This is a genomic window from Pseudoalteromonas sp. NJ631 (assembly GCF_000276645.1).
GTDB lineage: Bacteria > Pseudomonadota > Gammaproteobacteria > Enterobacterales > Alteromonadaceae > Pseudoalteromonas > Pseudoalteromonas piscicida.
This window is the reverse complement of the sequence record NZ_AKXJ01000010.1, coordinates 166,011-182,388: the sequence shown is the minus strand read 5'-3', so window position 1 is coordinate 182,388 and position 16,378 is coordinate 166,011. Positions and strand designations below refer to the sequence as shown.

The 16,378-nt window shown below is 42.2% G+C and carries 18 protein-coding genes and 1 tRNA gene; 8 read left to right on the top strand and 11 right to left on the bottom strand.

What is annotated here, in order from left to right:
• Positions 1 to 335 precede the first annotated feature (335 nt).
• Together A587_RS0116765 and A587_RS0116760 are read right to left on the bottom strand one after the other, a co-directional pair.
• A complete protein-coding gene (locus tag A587_RS0116765; protein ID WP_010379002.1) occupies positions 336 to 1,265 on the bottom strand; it encodes a porin in 930 nt (309 codons plus the stop codon).
• Positions 1,266 to 1,413: 148 nt separating this feature from the next.
• Positions 1,414 to 2,259, bottom strand: coding sequence for a LysR family transcriptional regulator (locus A587_RS0116760; RefSeq protein WP_017218507.1), 846 nt, complete (start codon positions 2,257 to 2,259; stop codon positions 1,414 to 1,416).
• Between the two features lie 87 nt (positions 2,260 to 2,346).
• On the opposite strand from A587_RS0116760, the gene maoP reads away from it, so the two are divergent.
• A complete protein-coding gene (gene maoP / locus A587_RS0116755; RefSeq protein WP_010607241.1) occupies positions 2,347 to 2,718 on the top strand; it encodes a DUF413 domain-containing protein in 372 nt (123 codons plus the stop codon).
• Positions 2,719 to 2,947: 229 nt separating this feature from the next.
• On the top strand, positions 2,948 to 4,183 hold the full coding sequence (locus A587_RS0116750) for a GGDEF domain-containing response regulator (RefSeq protein WP_026001035.1): 1,236 nt from the start codon (positions 2,948 to 2,950) through the stop codon (positions 4,181 to 4,183).
• Here A587_RS0116750 and rarD read toward each other — a convergent pair.
• Complete coding sequence (gene rarD / locus A587_RS0116745) at positions 4,172 to 5,062, bottom strand: EamA family transporter RarD (RefSeq protein ID WP_017218505.1); 891 nt, start codon at positions 5,060 to 5,062, stop codon at positions 4,172 to 4,174. The genes A587_RS0116750 and rarD overlap by 12 nt on opposite strands.
• A gap of 184 nt (positions 5,063 to 5,246) precedes the next feature.
• Between rarD and recQ the strand changes: the two genes are divergently transcribed.
• The 4 genes from recQ (at position 5,247) to A587_RS0116725 (ending at position 9,798) form a co-directional block, all read left to right on the top strand.
• Positions 5,247 to 7,070, top strand: coding sequence for a DNA helicase RecQ (gene recQ / locus A587_RS0116740; protein WP_086009245.1), 1,824 nt, complete (start codon positions 5,247 to 5,249; stop codon positions 7,068 to 7,070).
• Entirely contained in the window at positions 7,070 to 7,357 is a 288-nt protein-coding gene (locus A587_RS0116735; RefSeq protein WP_017218503.1) for a DUF3630 family protein, read from the top strand. Before recQ ends, A587_RS0116735 begins: the two co-directional genes overlap by 1 nt.
• A gap of 151 nt (positions 7,358 to 7,508) precedes the next feature.
• Positions 7,509 to 9,176, top strand: coding sequence for a POTRA domain-containing protein (locus tag A587_RS0116730; protein WP_017218502.1), 1,668 nt, complete (start codon positions 7,509 to 7,511; stop codon positions 9,174 to 9,176).
• Positions 9,177 to 9,234: 58 nt separating this feature from the next.
• The gene (locus A587_RS0116725; RefSeq protein ID WP_017218501.1) at positions 9,235 to 9,798 is read left to right on the top strand and encodes a mechanosensitive ion channel domain-containing protein; all 564 of its coding nucleotides are present in this window, start codon (positions 9,235 to 9,237) and stop codon (positions 9,796 to 9,798) included.
• On the opposite strand, the gene A587_RS0116720 is transcribed toward A587_RS0116725, so the two are convergent.
• From A587_RS0116720 to A587_RS0116710, 3 genes are read right to left on the bottom strand one after another with little or no spacing between them, the layout of a single operon-like run.
• Positions 9,788 to 10,816, bottom strand: coding sequence for a succinylglutamate desuccinylase/aspartoacylase family protein (locus tag A587_RS0116720; protein ID WP_017218500.1), 1,029 nt, complete (start codon positions 10,814 to 10,816; stop codon positions 9,788 to 9,790). The two genes, A587_RS0116725 and A587_RS0116720, sit on opposite strands and share 11 nt — an antisense overlap.
• Entirely contained in the window at positions 10,803 to 11,708 is a 906-nt protein-coding gene (gene rimK, locus A587_RS0116715; protein WP_010378991.1) for a 30S ribosomal protein S6--L-glutamate ligase, read from the bottom strand. The genes A587_RS0116720 and rimK overlap by 14 nt, the downstream gene beginning before the upstream one ends.
• Entirely contained in the window at positions 11,705 to 12,139 is a 435-nt protein-coding gene (locus A587_RS0116710; protein ID WP_017218499.1) for an ATP-dependent zinc protease family protein, read from the bottom strand. The genes rimK and A587_RS0116710 overlap by 4 nt, the downstream gene beginning before the upstream one ends.
• A gap of 541 nt (positions 12,140 to 12,680) precedes the next feature.
• Between A587_RS0116710 and A587_RS0116705 the strand changes: the two genes are divergently transcribed.
• Entirely contained in the window at positions 12,681 to 13,646 is a 966-nt protein-coding gene (locus A587_RS0116705) for a zinc transporter ZntB (protein ID WP_017218498.1), read from the top strand.
• A 14-nt stretch (positions 13,647 to 13,660) separates the two neighbouring features.
• Here A587_RS0116705 and A587_RS0116700 read toward each other — a convergent pair.
• A tRNA-Arg gene (locus A587_RS0116700) sits at positions 13,661 to 13,735 on the bottom strand.
• Positions 13,736 to 13,932: 197 nt separating this feature from the next.
• Here A587_RS0116700 and A587_RS0116695 point away from each other — a divergent pair.
• Positions 13,933 to 14,115 (top strand): helix-turn-helix domain-containing protein, encoded by a 183-nt coding sequence (locus A587_RS0116695; RefSeq protein ID WP_010378988.1) that lies wholly within the window; start codon positions 13,933 to 13,935, stop codon positions 14,113 to 14,115.
• A gap of 66 nt (positions 14,116 to 14,181) precedes the next feature.
• On the opposite strand, the gene A587_RS0116690 is transcribed toward A587_RS0116695, so the two are convergent.
• Genes A587_RS0116690 through A587_RS0116675 form a run of 4 tightly spaced genes read right to left on the bottom strand, consistent with a single transcriptional unit; the run spans position 14,182 to position 16,373 of the window.
• Positions 14,182 to 14,994, bottom strand: a complete 813-nt coding sequence (locus A587_RS0116690; protein WP_232288082.1) for a phosphotransferase — start codon at positions 14,992 to 14,994, stop codon at positions 14,182 to 14,184.
• Positions 14,957 to 15,577: a nicotinamide riboside transporter PnuC gene (gene pnuC / locus A587_RS0116685; RefSeq protein ID WP_010378986.1), complete on the bottom strand. Its 621-nt coding sequence runs from the start codon at positions 15,575 to 15,577 to the stop codon at positions 14,957 to 14,959. Before pnuC ends, A587_RS0116690 begins: the two co-directional genes overlap by 38 nt.
• On the bottom strand, positions 15,577 to 15,843 hold the full coding sequence (locus A587_RS0116680; RefSeq protein ID WP_017218496.1) for a YkoF family thiamine/hydroxymethylpyrimidine-binding protein: 267 nt from the start codon (positions 15,841 to 15,843) through the stop codon (positions 15,577 to 15,579). Before A587_RS0116680 ends, pnuC begins: the two co-directional genes overlap by 1 nt.
• 29 nt (positions 15,844 to 15,872) lie before the next feature.
• Positions 15,873 to 16,373 (bottom strand): nuclear transport factor 2 family protein, encoded by a 501-nt coding sequence (locus A587_RS0116675; protein ID WP_017218495.1) that lies wholly within the window; start codon positions 16,371 to 16,373, stop codon positions 15,873 to 15,875.
• Between the last annotated feature and the right edge of the window lie 5 nt (positions 16,374 to 16,378).

Below are 16,378 nucleotides of genomic sequence, written 5' to 3'. Positions count from 1 at the left end.
AAGAACATTTCGAAACATTTCGTTGTTTCGAGGGATGTGCATTCTAAGCATTCCCACTTTTTTGTCAACACTTAATTTTAAATTTCTTTAGCAGAAGTTTCGAACTTAAGTTTTACTTGACGCTAACTCGTTGCTGCTTTGCTTTTCAGCGTGGCGCCCCGTGTCAGTGGGGTCGCATTATAGGGCGATCCGATTTTAGTGCAACCCTTTTTTTAAAGAAAATTGCGAAAAAACGTTTGTTCGAGCAAAAAGAAAACAACCCGAATATAAAACAAACAAAAACACCCGCATTAGGCGGGTGTTTCGCTATTTTAAGCTTGGATAAAGTCTATAAATTAAAACTTATACTCGATACCTAAGCCTAGATAATCCTTTTCTACTTGGTTATCTGCATCAAATGTTGAGTAGAAACCATAAACCTTCGCGTTTTTAGCAAGCTTGTAATCAACACCGATAGAAACACCATCAACTTTGTCACCGGCATCAAAGTCAATAACTTGATACTGTGCTTTTAAGGTTGTATTGCCCAATTTGTACGCTGCATTTAGTAAGTACCCATCGGCCTCTGCACTTCCATCCACCTTTTCTTGTGTCTGGTACATTGCACCAAGTTTGAAGTCAGCTACTTTACCTTGAACAGTGAAACGAACCATGTCATAGCCATTTACTTCGCTATCTGCCGCAATCGCTGCATAGATAGCAGACTCTTTCAATCCAGCATCGCCGTATGTTAGCGCAGTAGAGAAACCGTTTTCACCTTCTTCACTGTCTTCAGCAATAAAGCTTCCTAATACTCTAAAGCCATTAAAGCTTGGCGACTTGTAGGAAATTGAATCACCTAAGCGATTTTCACCTTTGAAGAGTACCTTAATGTCACCCTCAAGGTCGTTGAACTGGTCTAACTTACCTTGAGACTGTTTTAATGCAGTGTCATTACGGCCGATAACGACTTCACCGAAGTTACCTTTTAAACCCACGTACTGATTACGTGCAGTAATATTGTCTTTATCACCTTTTGAATCAGCGTCAGAGACATCTACTTGGAACTCTAGCTTATAAATAACTTCTAAACCAGAGTCTAATTTCTCAGAACCTTTGAAACCAAAGCGAGAAGCGTTACTTTTAATTTCAGTAACTGAACCTGCACCATCGTCAGAAGATTGTACCGATACATTCGCTTTACCATAAACATCTACTTCAGCGTTTGCTTGAAAAGTGAATGCACTTAGTAATGATAGCGCTAAAGCAGTCTTAGTTAGTTTCATGTGTATTTCCTCAATATCGCAACACGTATTTTCAAAACACGCGCAGTTTGACACTGGTAAATGACAAAAATATTACACATAAAATATTTCTGAAAATAAAATGACACCCAACCTTAAGAAATACGTCACAAAAGATTCATTATAAGAATTACTTCACCGCCCCCAGTAAATTTACGATGGTTTCTATTTGCTCTAATTGGTCGTTGTCTTTGTGGTATGCTACAAATATCTCTCTTGAGTTACTTTCGACTTCTTCAACTTGAGTCAACCTTCCAGCCTCAATGGACTCTAGCGCTAGCGCTTCAGGCACAAATGCAGAGCCACCACACTGAAGAATAAGATCAAGTGCTATTCTGCCGGTGCTGGTTCTAAAATAAGGAGGGGTTGCGCCAGTAAACTGTTTTGCATGCCAGAGAGAAAAAGCAGTTCCCCAATCAACATAAACATACTGGTTGTCAAAAAAGTCTTCCTTTGTTGCGTTATCAAAAGTGCTTACAGGAATAATAGCAAGATCACTGATCGGCTTAACAACCAATTCATCCACTTTTGGCGGATCGAACAGAACAGCGAGATCCAATGTTCGCTCTAATAATAGTCGCGTGCTTTCTTGCTGTGCTTTCACTTCAGCAACAAGCGATACTCCGGGCATAGCGGATACAATATGGTTAATCCCGAATTGTAAAAATGCGTCCCAAATATTAGCCGTGCCACTCAGTGACAATTGCTTGTGCATATTGTTTGCCAATGCAACATCGACTTTGGCGCGCTGCATCCCAGTTAAGATCATTTTGGCGTGTGGTAACAACCTTTCACCTGGCGCAGTTAACTGAATATTGTTACGCTGGCGAATAAAAAGATTCACCCCTAAACTTTGCTCAAGCTGGCGGATCCTAAAACTTACAGCTGACTGAGTGATGTATAAATTTTCTGCCGCTCGACCGAAGTGACGGGTTTTGACAACTTCGACAAAAGTTTTTAATAGATCTATGTCCATTTTTCTTCCTGACGATAAAAATTACTCGTTTAAAAAATTATAAAACTTGGTCCATACTCCAGCCAGATAATCTTAGAGGACTCAGTTATGGATCATAATTTAGCGACTTTGAAAAATGCATTTGCAAGCCCCAGAGCCTTTTATGATGACGCCAACTTCCCTAGAGGATTCGGACGCAGTGGTCACTTCACGCTACAAGAAGCCGAAATTCTTGAACGCTGTGGTGCCACATTAAGAAGCTTATACAGCAAAGCAGAAGAACCTCAAAACAGTTTCCAATCTCAGTTTGTTCAGGTAATGGAAGGGTTAATTCCCCCGACTAACGCTGTAGAAAAAGCTTGGACCAAATATTTGAAGCATACTACGTGTAAGACAAAGTTTCACACGCTATTTGGACGTTCTAAAGTTCAAAACGATGGTAGCGTAGTGATCCCGGTAGATATTGACGACGAGCTATAAGCAAAATCGCCTGAATTCTATCAAGCTTAGACGCCAACAGAGTGATTTTATTTCTGTCGTTGGTGTCTGAGCACTTCTATTGTTTATACCATTTCAATGTCGATGAGCTCATCACCCCCTATCTTTCTCGCATTTTGTTCTTAGTCATTACCTGTTTATTAGCACAAGCATTGCAATTAAGCGCAGTTAGGTTAAGAATTAGTAAAACAGGAAATGATTGGCGAAGGTTGTGTTACGGAAAATCTTAATCATTGAAGACACCCCCACAATTGCGAAGGTGCAAAAGCATATTGCAACCACAGTGGGATACCATGTAGATATTGCAGAATCTTTGGCTGAAGCCAAAGTGTTATTATCACAGCACGACTATTTTTGTGCCGTGGTAGATTTTGTGTTACCTGATGCGCCGCTTGGAGAAGCTATTCCCTGCACGGTTAAAGCTGATATTCCTACCATAGTGATGACTGGTAACCTTGAAAGTCAGACTCGCTCAATCGTTGAGCAATACCCCATCATCGACTATATCACCAAGGAAAATAAACAAGCCTATCATTATTTACGTCGCCAATTAGAACGCCTGCCAAGAAATGAAAATGTCAGAGTACTGGTTGTGGACGACTCTATTTCGTCGAGACACTATGTCTCAGCACTCCTCACTCGCCATAAATATCAGGTACTAGAAGCCTGTGATGGCATAGAAGCACTTGCGGTATTAAAAGACAATCCGGATATTTCAGTGATCATTACCGACAATGAAATGCCAAATATGCGAGGTGAAGAGTTATGTATCGAAATTAGGCGACTCTACACTGATGATGATAAAGCGATAATTGGTATATCTGGCGTTGAAACCGAAAATTTATCTACACGATTTTTGAAAAATGGCGCTAATGACTACCTCAGAAAGCCCTTTAACGCTGAAGAGTTTTACTGCCGTCTTAGCCAGAACGTCGATATGCTAGAACATATTCAAACGATACGCCGACAAGCAAATACGGACTATCTAACCAGTTTGCCAAATCGACGCTACTTTTTCGATACCGTAAAGAAAAGCCTAAAAGCGAGACATAAAAAGGAGCTTTACGGGCTAATTGCTATGATAGATATAGATCATTTTAAGCAAGTAAATGACAAATATGGCCATGAAGGCGGCGATGCGGTGCTTGAGTCAATTGGCCAAGCGTTTGCTCAATACTTTCCCAATGATTTAGTCGCTCGATTAGGCGGCGAAGAGTTTGCGATATATTTTAAAGATACGATGGCTGATCATTGTAAAGAAAGGCTGGAGTGCTTCAGGGAATATTTAGAGCAAAGCAGTAACGAACTGACGTCACAACAGATCTCGTTTACTGTTTCAATGGGGCTTGCCGCTCAGGTGACTACAGACATAGAGAGCCTGATAAAACAAGCAGATGAGCGTTTATATCAGGCGAAAGCTTCAGGAAGAAACCGCTTAGTTCACTAAGCGCTTTCTTTTATCTCGATAAGAATCAAAGCTAAACATCACCAGCGCTCCCCAAATAAAGGCAAACGTTATTGCTCGTTCTGCATCAAAGGCTTCCCCATAAAAGAGTACCGCCAATATAAACATTAAGCTCGGTCCGATATATTGAAAAAAGCCAAGTGTCGTGTAAGGTATCCGTTTTGCCGCTGCGGTAAAGCATAACAAAGGCAAAGTAGTCACCACTCCTGCACTTATCAATAGCGTGTTGGTATACCAATCATTATTCCAAAGGTTGCTCGTAGCACTGGGCTCAACCCACCACCAATAAGCCAGTGCAATTGGGGTGAGAATAAGTGCCTCCACCAGCAATCCTGGAAGCGATTCAACCGCTAAGGTCTTACGTAACAATCCATATATCGCAAACGATCCAGCCAGTGAAAACGCAATGACTGGGAATGAGCCAAAACTAATTAACTGTAATACCACACCCACTATCGCTAATAGCACAGCAAACTTTTGCGCCGTTCTCAACCTTTCCGATAAGAATAACATTCCCAATAGCACGTTAAGTAATGGGTTGATGTAATAACCCAAACTCGCGTCTAACATAAAGCCGTTATTCACAGACCAAATAAATAAACCCCAGTTAAAACCCAACAGCAACGCGGTGAGTGTCAACATCGTCAGCAACTTAGGATTAGCCAATATGGCCTTAATTTTGGGCCATTGCTGCTTTGCCAGCACAATTAGTGCAATGAAAAATACAGACCACACAACGCGATGAATGAGTATCTCAATCGCGTCGACATGGACGAGTTGCTTAAAATAGATGGGTGCAAGTCCCCACATAAAAAAGGCGAGTACAGCGAGTAAGTGGCCTTTCTTTTGTTCTTCAATCACGGGCGTTTAACCTTTGGAGGGATCAACTAAGAGGTCAATCATTATACTCATTTTTATTAATCTCGGCGATGAAAGTTCGATGAATTCACAATCGCAAAGTTTAAAGCCTACAAGTGCTCAAAACTTATTCAAGTCTCTTCAGATTAGATAAAAAGCAAAGACAAGGTTCAAAAAAAGCTCTAAAATGACGCCGATGGATACCCTCGTAAGCACCCCAATTAACGATCCTCATTCAGTACTGAAAGATGTGTTTGGCTACAGTACGTTTAGAGATGGTCAGCTCGATATTATTCAGTCTAGCTTAGCTGGTCAGGATACGCTTGTACTACTGCCTACCGGCGGCGGTAAATCACTCTGTTACCAAGTCCCAGCAGTATTATTTGCAGGCGTGACAATTGTTATATCGCCACTTATCTCATTAATGCAAGATCAGGTCGCGCAGTTAAAAGCACAAGGCATAGCCGCTGAATATATCAACAACAGCGTCGCTTGGGAGCAGCAAAAAGATACCTATGACGCGCTTTTCCAAGGTCGTTTAAAGCTGTTGTACGTTGCTCCAGAGAAAGCCTTACAACGCGACTTTATTGATCGCATATCCAACTGTAACATCAGTTTATTTGCCATTGATGAAGCCCATTGTGTATCTCATTGGGGACATGACTTTAGACCGCACTATTTTCGTTTAAAAGAATTGCGTCAACATTTTCCGTCTGTTCCGATGATGGCATTAACCGCAACAGCTGATTTAGCAACACGAAAAGATATTGTCCAGCAATTGGGTATGCAAGCACCATTTATCTATACCGGTAGCTTTGACAGACCCAATATTCGTTACACCATCGAAGAAAAGTTCAAACCCCTGTCGCAATTGATCCGCTATTTAAAAGAGCAAAAAGGGCAAAGTGGCATAATCTACTGTGGTAGCCGTAAACGTGTTGATGATATTGCCGAAAAGCTGATTGATGCTGGGTTCAATGCTGCAGGTTATCACGCAGGTCTAGATAATGATCAGCGCCAGTTTGTTCAAAACCGCTTCGCCCGAGATGACATTCAAATCGTAGTTGCAACCGTTGCTTTTGGTATGGGGATCAATAAACCGAACGTGCGATTTGTGGTTCACTATGATATTCCAAAAAGTGTAGAAGCGTATTATCAAGAAACGGGCCGTGCAGGGCGAGATAGCTTAGCAGCTGAAGCCGTTATGTACTTTGATCCTGCGGATATTCCCCGTGTTAGACGCTTTTTTGAAGATATTCCAGACGAGCAACGTCGTAAGGTTGAAGAGCAAAGGTTTCAGGCAATGTCGAGTTTTGCTGAAGCACAAACCTGTCGTCGTCAAATTTTGCTCAATTACTTCAGCGAATATCAACGTGAAGCATGCGGTAACTGTGATATTTGCCTTAACCCTCCGAAACAATTTGATGGCACATTAGTTGCCCAACAAGCGTTATCGTGCGTATACCGCGCAGAGCAACGCTTTGGCATTGGTTACATTGTGGATATTTTGCGTGGGGCAAATACCGCAAGGATCAGAGAGCAAAACCACCATACCCTCTCAACCTATGGGATCGGGAAAGAGCACAGTAATGAATTTTGGCTGAGTATCTTACGTCAATTGATCCATCATGGTTTATTGAGTCAAGATATTACTCAAGGCGCAACGCTTAGACTAACAGAAGCCGCACGCGCCGTACTGCGCGGCGAATATGTGCTACAACTCGCAGAACCAAGACTTGTAGCAAAGCATGTCTATCAAGATAAACTGGCTCAGTTTAATTACGATAAGAAGCTATTTGCTAAGCTTCGTGCACTCAGAAAGCAGCTCGCAGATGAAGATGATGTACCGCCGTATGTTGTATTTAACGACCGAACATTGGCTGAAATGGCACAAAGAACGCCAACAACTGATAGTGAGTTTTTGCAAGTGTCTGGTGTCGGTTTTACTAAGCTCAGCAAGTACGGTGCCCCTTTCATGCAGCTCATTCGCAATTATTTGGAAAGAGAATAATGACTACACTCACTTTGGATAATTCACACGAGGTGATTATCGTCAGCTGTGAAATTACACCTCAAGACGATGAATTTGAACTTTGGGGGCAAATATTCTTACATCAAGATGAGATTCAATTAATCGAATTCGCTGCAGGAGCAGATAGACATCAGTGGCGCTTTTCATATAAAAACTGTAATTTTAATTTAAATTTTGAACATTACAGTGAGAGTGTGTGGATAGCTCCTGATGGCGTTGATGCCTTAGAACTCCTACCTTTCCTACGCCAACAACTTTCTCGTTAAGTCCACATAAAGCTCTTTAAGTCTATAAATATTATTACTTTTGTTGCAGAACTAAAGCAAGCTGCAACAATATAATCCATACTAAAGGAATATTAGACTTAAAGGCTCTGTGATGAATGTAAAGAGGATTTCGTGTAATAGTATTGTGCTAATGTGTAGCTTAAATGCAGCTGCGCAAGCTGAAAAAGTGCCTGCTGTTGATTTTTCTAATAGCTGCGGTAATAACCGGGTTGAAGCACAAAGCGACCAAAATCTTTCACGCCAGCTAGACAGCAAACAAGCCTACCCAGAGCCCGCAGAGGGTAAAAAGGTCGTCGCTATCACGCTAAAACAACTTAATGTTTTCGATACCGACAAACCTGAAGAAGACAATGCCCTATTCCGATTTGCTAACCGTTATCACATTCAAACCAAACCCGAAGTATTAAAAAGCGTGCTCCTATTTCAGGAAGGGGATACTTACAATCCAAGAAAACTCAGTGAATCCGAGCGACTCCTTCGCAATCAGTCATACCTATATGATGCTCGTATCTATGCCGTGGAAAACTGTGATGGTGATATTTTAGTTACGGTTGTAACGCGGGATCTTTGGACACTATTGCCCGATTTAAGTTTTAGTCGTAGTGGAGGGGAAAATACTTCTCGAATTGGGTTTAGAGAAAGTAATTTATTTGGCTGGGGGAAACGCCTTTCTTTTACTCATATACAAGAGGTCGACCGCTCTGGTTATCAATTTGTCTATGACGACCCAAATATTTTAAACTCAAGATATCGTGGTCGCATAGAATATTCAGATAATGACGATGGTGAACGCCACTATATCGATGTGAGCTATCCATTTTTTGCAACCGACACCCCATATAGTTACGGTTTTACGAGTTATTCAGACAAACGTGAAGAACCCATATATTCTGAAGGGGAAACAATCTCAGAGTTCAGTCAATCCACGGATGTCACGCAAGTGTATTTCGGACACTCAAAAGCGCTATCGGGCAGTTGGACTCGTCGTCTCATCGCAGGCGTTAGACATGAGCAACATACCTTCCGTGAGATAGCTGATACCACTTTACCCATTGCACAGGATAGAACGCTCACCTACCCTTATGTTCAAGCTCAGTGGTTTGAAGATTCCTATGTAAAAGTACGCAACTTTGACTCGATTTATCGTACAGAGGATCTTAATTTAGGTTGGAATATTAATGCCTTATTTGGCTATTCAGCCGAATCTTGGAGTGACGATACTGAGCGTCTTGTCTATTCATTTTCTGCCAATACGGCACACTACACCTCAGATCACAGCTTATGGCGTTTTTATTTTGACGTTAGTGGCAACTGGAACAAAGACACAGATAAAACTGAAAATCTGATAGCGAAAACGACCTTTCAATACTATTTAAATACCAGTTTGTATGAATCTTGGTTTATCAATGCAAGCTATACCTATGGAAACAACCTGACCTTTGATAATCAAATTACATTAGGGGGCGAAACCGGGCTTCGCGGATACCCAATAAAATATCAACAAGGTAGTCGCAGTATGCTACTCAATATCGAAAAACGCTATTACTGGGAATATGACTTACTGCGCTTATTCAAAATTGGCGGTGCGGCTTTTTTTGATGTAGGGCGCGCGTACCACTCTCATCTGCCGATTGAAGCAGATGAATCTGTCCTAAAAAATGTCGGTATTGGCTTGCGTTTAGCACCTAGCCGAGCCAATTCAGATATCATGGTTCATATTGATTTAGCCGCGCCAATTAATGGCCCGGATAACGTCGATAGCGTACAGTGGCTATTAACGGTAAAAAATCGTTTTTAACGGTGTCGCGCTCCAATAAACATGATATAAAGCAGAAAAAATTTCTTAGGATACGACTTTGCATTTGTTAGATTTCGCACTCAGTCAATACAAGCTAATTGTAACTTTGGTGGCGCTATTATCCTTCCCACTATTGATGAAAGCATGTTGCAAACTATTAGAAAAAGTAACACGCGGAAAAATAGACTCTCATCGTAAACAACGTGCCGATTTACTCGTTCGTGTACTCGTTGCCTTTGTATTCGTCTGTTTTATGCTCGTATTCTGGGGTATAGAACTTCGTGGTTTACTGGTGCTTGGTTCATCGTTATTTGCGATGCTTGGTGTTGCCATGTTTGCGGCTTGGTCACTGCTTTCCAATCTGACCTCATTCTTACTGATGTTTATTCAAAACGATTATCGCGTTGGGAATTGGGTAAGAATTGTTGACGGTGCAAACTTTGTTGAAGGCTGTATTGTGGAGATGGGATTGATGAGTGTAGTGCTGCGCCATGTTGATGGCCATAAGGTGGTATATCCTAACAACTTGTTTGTTACTCGCCCCGTTATGGTGCTTAGTCAGGAACCAGCTAAACCTAAACAGGTTCCAACACCAAGAAGAACATTAGGCCCTAAGAAATAGGGCCTATATCGTCAATAAAGGTTTCTAGCTGTTGTTCAACAATGCTATTTGCATGTGCAAAGTAAGCTAAGTGAAAAACCGCATCTCCTTCATTCACCAAAGGTAGCATTTGTTGGCCAACCACTATCCCACTACGAGGCGCGATAATCGCTTCTTCGCTTTGACCTAATGGACTGTCTATATAAGCCAAAATTTGACCTTTTGATACACGTTCCCCCAAGTTAACTTGAGCTCGAACAATGCCATCAACGTCCGCCCGCACCCAACTTGTCGCCGCCGCGATAACTGCGTCATGACGTTGTTTCCTACGACGCCCACGCAGCATTCTGAGTTTACGCATAACATTTTCAACCCCTTGCAATCCAGCTGCAATGGCCAATGAGTCAAACCGCAACGCTTCTCCCGCTTCATAAGTGATAACCGGAATGTCCAATCCTGCCGCTTCACTTCGCAACGAGCCATTGCGCAGTCGCGCATCTATCGCAACTGGTGTACCAAACGCCATGGCCATTTCTTTGGTCATTTCGCAGGACAAGTCACCACGGATCTGCGGTAAATTAGAACGATGAATCGCGCCGGTATGTAAATCGATAATATGGGTGCATTTTTTTACCACCAAGTCGAAAAACATAGATGCCATTCGAGCCCCTAACGAACCTTGCTCAGAACCTGGAAAACAGCGGTTTAGGTCTCGTCTATCAGGTAAATAGCGAGACTTATGAATAAAGCCAAAGATATTTACGATAGGCACCGCTATCAAGGTGCCACGTAGCGTTGCCGCATCGACTTTACTTAATAGTTGGCGCACGACCTCAACGCCATTTAATTCATCACCATGAATTGCGGCACAGACCAAAAGTACCGGTCCGGCCTCTGCGCCATTAACGACTTCAATCGGAATGGTCATTGGTGTGTGAGTGTAGAGCTTGGCCACTTCCAACTGGACAGTCTGCCTTTCAGCAACACCCACTCGTGTATCTAATAACGTAAAGGGTTGGTTGATTTTAACCTTTGCCACGTGTAGCAGTCCTTTTCGCCGCTGCATTCTTCTCGATAAAGGAGATGATCAAGCTAGCTATGTCTTTACCTGTTGCCTTTTCAATGCCCTCAAGGCCCGGAGATGAGTTCACTTCCATCACCAAAGGACCACGCTCTGAACGCAATAAATCTACACCGGCAACATTTAGGCCCATGGCTTTTGCTGCAGCAATTGCTGTGCGGCGCTCTTCCGGAGTGATTTTTACCAATGTCGCAGAACCGCCACGATGCAGATTTGAACGGAATTCGCCCTCTTGCGCTTGACGCTTCATCGCGGCAATGACACGGTCGCCAATAACGAAACAGCGAATGTCCGCACCACCAGCTTCTTTAATATACTCTTGCACCATGATGTTGGCTTTTAAGCCCATAAATGCTTCGATAACGCTTTCCGCCGCTTTACGTGTCTCAGCTAACACCACACCAATACCTTGTGTGCCTTCTAGTAGCTTGATCACAACCGGTGTGCCGCCAACCATTTCCAGTAAGTCTTTAACGTCATCAGGCTTACTGGCAAATCCTGTGATTGGCATGCCTACGCCTTTTCTTGACAGTAACTGTAATGAACGCAACTTATCTCTTGAGCGAGTGATTGCAACAGACTCATTCAATGGGTACACCCCCATCATTTCAAACTGTCTGAGTACCGCACAACCATAAAACGTCACAGAGGCACCAATTCGCGGAACAATCGCATCAAAGCCGCTCAACTGCTGACCCTTAAAGTGAATTTCAGGCTCACTACTATTGATATTCATATAACAACGTAGCGCGTCAATAACCTCAACTTCATGCCCACGTTGCTCTGCCGCCTCAATTAAACGACGTGTTGAATATAAAGATTGATTCCTTGAAAGAATGCCAATTTTCATGATTTATCCGTTTTATTACTTAAGTATGACTGTTCTGGATCAACAAGGATGCGGCCTCGCATCGCCGTGCGGCCCAGTAACATTCTAAATTTCATGGTTTCTCTATTGCTTAGCGTGATTTCAATTAGCCAAGCCTGATTGCCGATAGTTAAATTTGTTTCTATTACATAACGTAGTTCTTTATGACCGCCCGAATCGGTAACAACGCGCTCATCCACTACTTTTGCTTCACTACAGACTTCATAGTCAGTATTGTCTTGTTTGGGATGGATCCAAAACCTTACCCAAAGTTCATCTTGTTCTGTTTTGAAAGGCTCAACCTTAAAGGCGTGCAGACATGATGTTCTTGCTCCAGTATCTACTTTCGCTTTGATTTTTTCGATACCTAAATCGGGTAAGGAAAGCCACTCTCTCCAACCAACTGTGATCATATTATGCTCTCGTACAAAATGAGTTCGGACTTATACGCTGATTCAAGTCACTTGAAAAACAAAATAAATTTATCCTAAAGATAAAAACGCTCTGTTAAGCCAAGCACCTTAACTTACAGTAACACCACTTACACATTTTTCAAGGTAAAGCCCTATACTGAGCGAAAGTAAAATAGAGTATTCAAACAATTTATTTCATCGCCAAGATTTTAGGACCTATTGACCTTTCAAGTTTGTTTTTGCAGCAGTTTGATTGCCATTTATACTAAGCAGAGCCTGCGTAGCATAGTCATTCTATGTAAGTCTGGCGATAACACAGTAGAAATGCCAATCAAGCGCTGCCCTTTGGGTTAACCTGAGTGCGCTTTGTTCATTGTTGCTCAACTTTTGCCTAGATTACTAGGCGGCAAATCGAGCGTCGCGATCAAAACACACTCAGGAGAACAAAAATCAAACAGCAAAGAACAACAGGTCCTAAATGAATTTGAAAATTAAATTATCTATGTCAGTCTTGGGACGAACTTTTTAATAGGAATTAGCTATGACTGGATTACTCCATGCGTTTGTGCTCGACGGTCAAGGTGGCGGTAGGCTACTTTGCGATCTGAGTGAAGTAAAATCCGTAATTCACAATGAGCCACTTTGGCTTCATTTTGACTACAGCTTCGACGAAACGACCGAATGGCTGAAGCAACAAACGTTTTTGGATGACTGGGAAAGAGAAGCGCTAACCGCAGATGAAACCCGTCCGAGAACGGCGAATGGCGATGAAGGTTTGCTAGTGTTCTTGCGTGGCGTGAACCTTAACCCCAAGCAAAGCCCTGAAGACATGGTTTCTATTCGCTGTTTTGCAAACGATAAACTACTTATTACCTGTCGTAAGCGTCATATTATGTCTGCCCAAGATATGCTGGCATCGCTTAAAAAGGGTCAAGGCGCAAAAAGTATCGGTGAGTTACTGTCTACATTGGTGATGCGACTTTCTGTGCGAATGCAAGACATCATCTGGCAAATAGAAGAACAGCTTGACGAGTTTGAAGACGCGATGGAAAGTAGTGAGCAGCTGCCTAACTATCAGCAACTTTCAACATTAAGAAGACAAACCATTGGTTTAAAACGCTATCTTAAGCCACAAAAGCTTGCTATTAGCGAACTACTATTGGCAAAGATTGCTTGGCTAGATGAAGATCATCGACACATGATTGAAGAGGCGAGCAATGCCTTAAGTCGATATATAGAAGAATTAGAAGCTGCGATTGAGCGTGCACAAGTGATCCAAAATGCGATCACCAACCATCAAAATGAACAGTTAAACCAAAGAATGTACGTGATGTCTGTCGTTGCAGCGCTATTCTTACCACTTGGGTTTCTAACAGGCTTGTTGGGGGTGAATATTGGCGGTATTCCTGGCACTGAATGGGGTGGCGCATTTGCCTTTTTTGTTATTATGTTGGTGGTACTAACTGGTGGTATTGGGGTGTACTTTAAACGCAAAGGCTGGTTGTAAGTAGGAGTAATCATTGGCGCTCTCGCTAGGGATCGAACCTAGAACTCAGCCTCCGGAGGGCTACGTGATATCCATTTCACCACGAGAGCGTCGGCAACATAATAATGCTAAGTGCAGGCAATTGCCAGACAATGTTTGCTATATGACTAATTAGTAACCTATTTTTTAAAAAAAGCTGTACTTTGGGCAAAAAACCAGTTATTCAACTATGCTTTGAAAATAATAAAATAGACTGATATTGCTGCCAGTTCAGAAATATCGCGATACATCATTGAGGATCCCAAATATGACACCGATGACAACAGAGCAAGTTGCAGAGTTTCTTGACGTAAAGGTTGAGCGCGTAAGACGCCTCGCACGAGAAAACTTGCTAGTCGCCAAAGACACTGATGCCAGTGGCGAACCTATCTTTGACAAAGCCGATGTTGAAAAATACAAAGAGCTAGCACAGCGACTGGGTGGGATCTAACCCTTTCAGTAACGATAGCCAGTATTGTGTTTAGGGAATGTCACACGCTACTGGCTCAGCTTTTTGTTACGTTACCCACTGCTTCAGTAACTGTCTAAGCTTTTCGGCCTCTATCATTACGCCCCGCTGCTCGTACCATTGAATGCTAACAATCAAATAAGTTTGGCAAAATACCGTCAGCTTAGCTTGAGCGTATGAAGGCATGGCTTGCCGCTTTAGAGAAAAGTAAGACTCAACTACCGTAAGTGCTGCTTCAACATCACAGCTAAAACTACACACCAGCGCTGCTAAATCAAAAAATATGTCACTATGACAAGCATACTCAAAGTCGATTAACCGAACCCCCTCTGGACTTTGAATAATATTGCTCATGACTAAGTCATTGTGGCAAAACGCCTGATCCACAGGTAAGGAAGCTAAGCTTTCGATAAGCCGTTCGATGTCGACTAAGTGACGCAGTTTCTCATCAATAGCCTGAACATAACCGACTAAGTCCAGCATCTCATATATTTCAAGCTCTAAGTTATGCACCTGAATAACTTGTGCTAACAACGCAGTATTTAACTTTGGCTCAGCACACACTTCTGGCATAAAAGTAAATAGTGCCATACGAGTGCGTAGGTCATACTGCAGTACGTTAGAAGTAATGTCTTGTTGCGCTAACTTGTTTTGCGCCTTTAAGGCCTCAGTAGGAATACCATGGCTATAGCATTTTAATAAGTAGCTTTCGCCTTTACTCACCATCAGGTAATTATTGTTACTCACACCTTTAGTCAGCTTTTCTAATCGCTCAGCTGAAACCTTGAATACGGTATTCACCTTTACTTTTAATTTTTCAAGCTCAGAGGGCTGCAAGCGTCTTTCCTTGCTTAGCTTCATATTCTTCGTACCAACGCTTGTAGCCCCAACACGCCATCAAGGTGTAGAAAATAAATAGCACCAGCGTAGGATAGAAGCCTTTAAGGTAATAAAGGTAGATAGAGGCTGCATCAATCACGACCCAATATAACCAGTTTTCAAGAATTTTCTTAGCCACTAAATAAGTCGTCACCACCGCAAAGCATGTGGTAAAGCTATCTAAATAAGCGAGATCTGCTGCCATATAATGCTTGGTGAAATAACCGAGTAAAACGGAAACCACTGAAGTGATAACAATGATTGAAAGATGTTTTGATAGCGACCAAGAAACAATATCACTGGGCTTGTTTTTATCACCCTGACGCCACATCCACCAACCGACGACGGCCATGACCATATAGTAAAAGTGCAGCAGTGATTCCATCACTAGTGCACCGTTCCAGTACAGCACGGTATAGATAAAGGTGTTAATAAAGGCCACAGGCCAACACCATATATTCTCTCGAATTGCCAGCAATAAATAGGCAACAGCCAGCACCACAGCGATATACTCCCAACTCGACATCGCAGTGAACCCTGCAAAGGTTTCAGTAAACCAGTCCATTAATCACAGGCACTATCAGCTGGAGATAAATCGCCTGAGATAAACTTACAAACAAAAATACATTTTCCGTAAGCTTCAAATGAGTGTTTCATTTCTTGATTCAATACTGAGGTCACTAAATCAAATTCACCAAAGACCTGAGTTGACATCGTATTTGTGATCACCTTGATCCCTTCATGCTCATTCAGCCTATCAATAAAACCTTTAATAAAAGGGATATAGTCTTGGTGCAGTGGGTACTTGCTTATTTCAACAGAAACTTGCATGGGCGCTCCTTACAAATGGCAGCCGATTATTAATATTGCTGGTTTAGATTTTCCCCACCGGTAAAATCCGATTTTGGGGTATAGTTAATCCAGTCTTGCTGATAGATAATTTTACCTTTTTCGTCAAACTTTAGCACTATCAGAAATCGCCAAGGCCCTAACTCGCGTGACGTATAATTAAAGCGATTAAACACGCCTCTAGCAACCACGGTTCGAGTCGTGCTATCGACTATTTTATCTTCAACCACTAAGGCGGGTTGTTCATCCAGCACAGCAAAGTTTCCAGCAGACCAGTTAAAAAAAGCCGTAATCTGATCTTTACCTTGTGCCTTATGGCCAAAAACCATATCTTCCAGCACGGCATCTTCGGCATAGAACTCGATAAACTGGGTAAAGTTCTGCCGCTGAGCATAGGTATTAAAGTAAGCATCGGCATGGCTGATGAATGTATTTTTGTTACTGATATTAACCGAATTACTGCAACCACTCAGTATTGATATAGAAAATAACAAGAACCCATAGCGCATCATAGCCA

Excerpts from the sequence above, each read along its gene's own strand:
- A587_RS0116765 (WP_010379002.1), bottom strand. The coding sequence starts at position 1,265 with ATGAAACTAACTAAGACTGCTTTAGCGCTATCATTACTAAGTGCATTC.
- A587_RS0116760 (WP_017218507.1), bottom strand. The coding sequence starts at position 2,259 with ATGGACATAGATCTATTAAAAACTTTTGTCGAAGTTGTCAAAACCCGT.
- maoP (WP_010607241.1), top strand. The coding sequence starts at position 2,347 with ATGGATCATAATTTAGCGACTTTGAAAAATGCATTTGCAAGCCCCAGA.
- recQ (WP_086009245.1), top strand. The coding sequence starts at position 5,247 with ATGACGCCGATGGATACCCTCGTAAGCACCCCAATTAACGATCCTCAT.
- A587_RS0116735 (WP_017218503.1), top strand. The coding sequence starts at position 7,070 with ATGACTACACTCACTTTGGATAATTCACACGAGGTGATTATCGTCAGC.
- A587_RS0116730 (WP_017218502.1), top strand. The coding sequence starts at position 7,509 with ATGTGTAGCTTAAATGCAGCTGCGCAAGCTGAAAAAGTGCCTGCTGTT.
- rimK (WP_010378991.1), bottom strand. The coding sequence starts at position 11,708 with ATGAAAATTGGCATTCTTTCAAGGAATCAATCTTTATATTCAACACGT.
- A587_RS0116710 (WP_017218499.1), bottom strand. The coding sequence starts at position 12,139 with ATGATCACAGTTGGTTGGAGAGAGTGGCTTTCCTTACCCGATTTAGGT.
- A587_RS0116705 (WP_017218498.1), top strand. The coding sequence starts at position 12,681 with ATGACTGGATTACTCCATGCGTTTGTGCTCGACGGTCAAGGTGGCGGT.
- A587_RS0116695 (WP_010378988.1), top strand. The coding sequence starts at position 13,933 with ATGACACCGATGACAACAGAGCAAGTTGCAGAGTTTCTTGACGTAAAG.
- A587_RS0116690 (WP_232288082.1), bottom strand. The coding sequence starts at position 14,994 with ATGAAGCTAAGCAAGGAAAGACGCTTGCAGCCCTCTGAGCTTGAAAAA.
- pnuC (WP_010378986.1), bottom strand. The coding sequence starts at position 15,577 with ATGGACTGGTTTACTGAAACCTTTGCAGGGTTCACTGCGATGTCGAGT.
- A587_RS0116680 (WP_017218496.1), bottom strand. The coding sequence starts at position 15,843 with ATGCAAGTTTCTGTTGAAATAAGCAAGTACCCACTGCACCAAGACTAT.
- A587_RS0116675 (WP_017218495.1), bottom strand. The coding sequence starts at position 16,373 with ATGATGCGCTATGGGTTCTTGTTATTTTCTATATCAATACTGAGTGGT.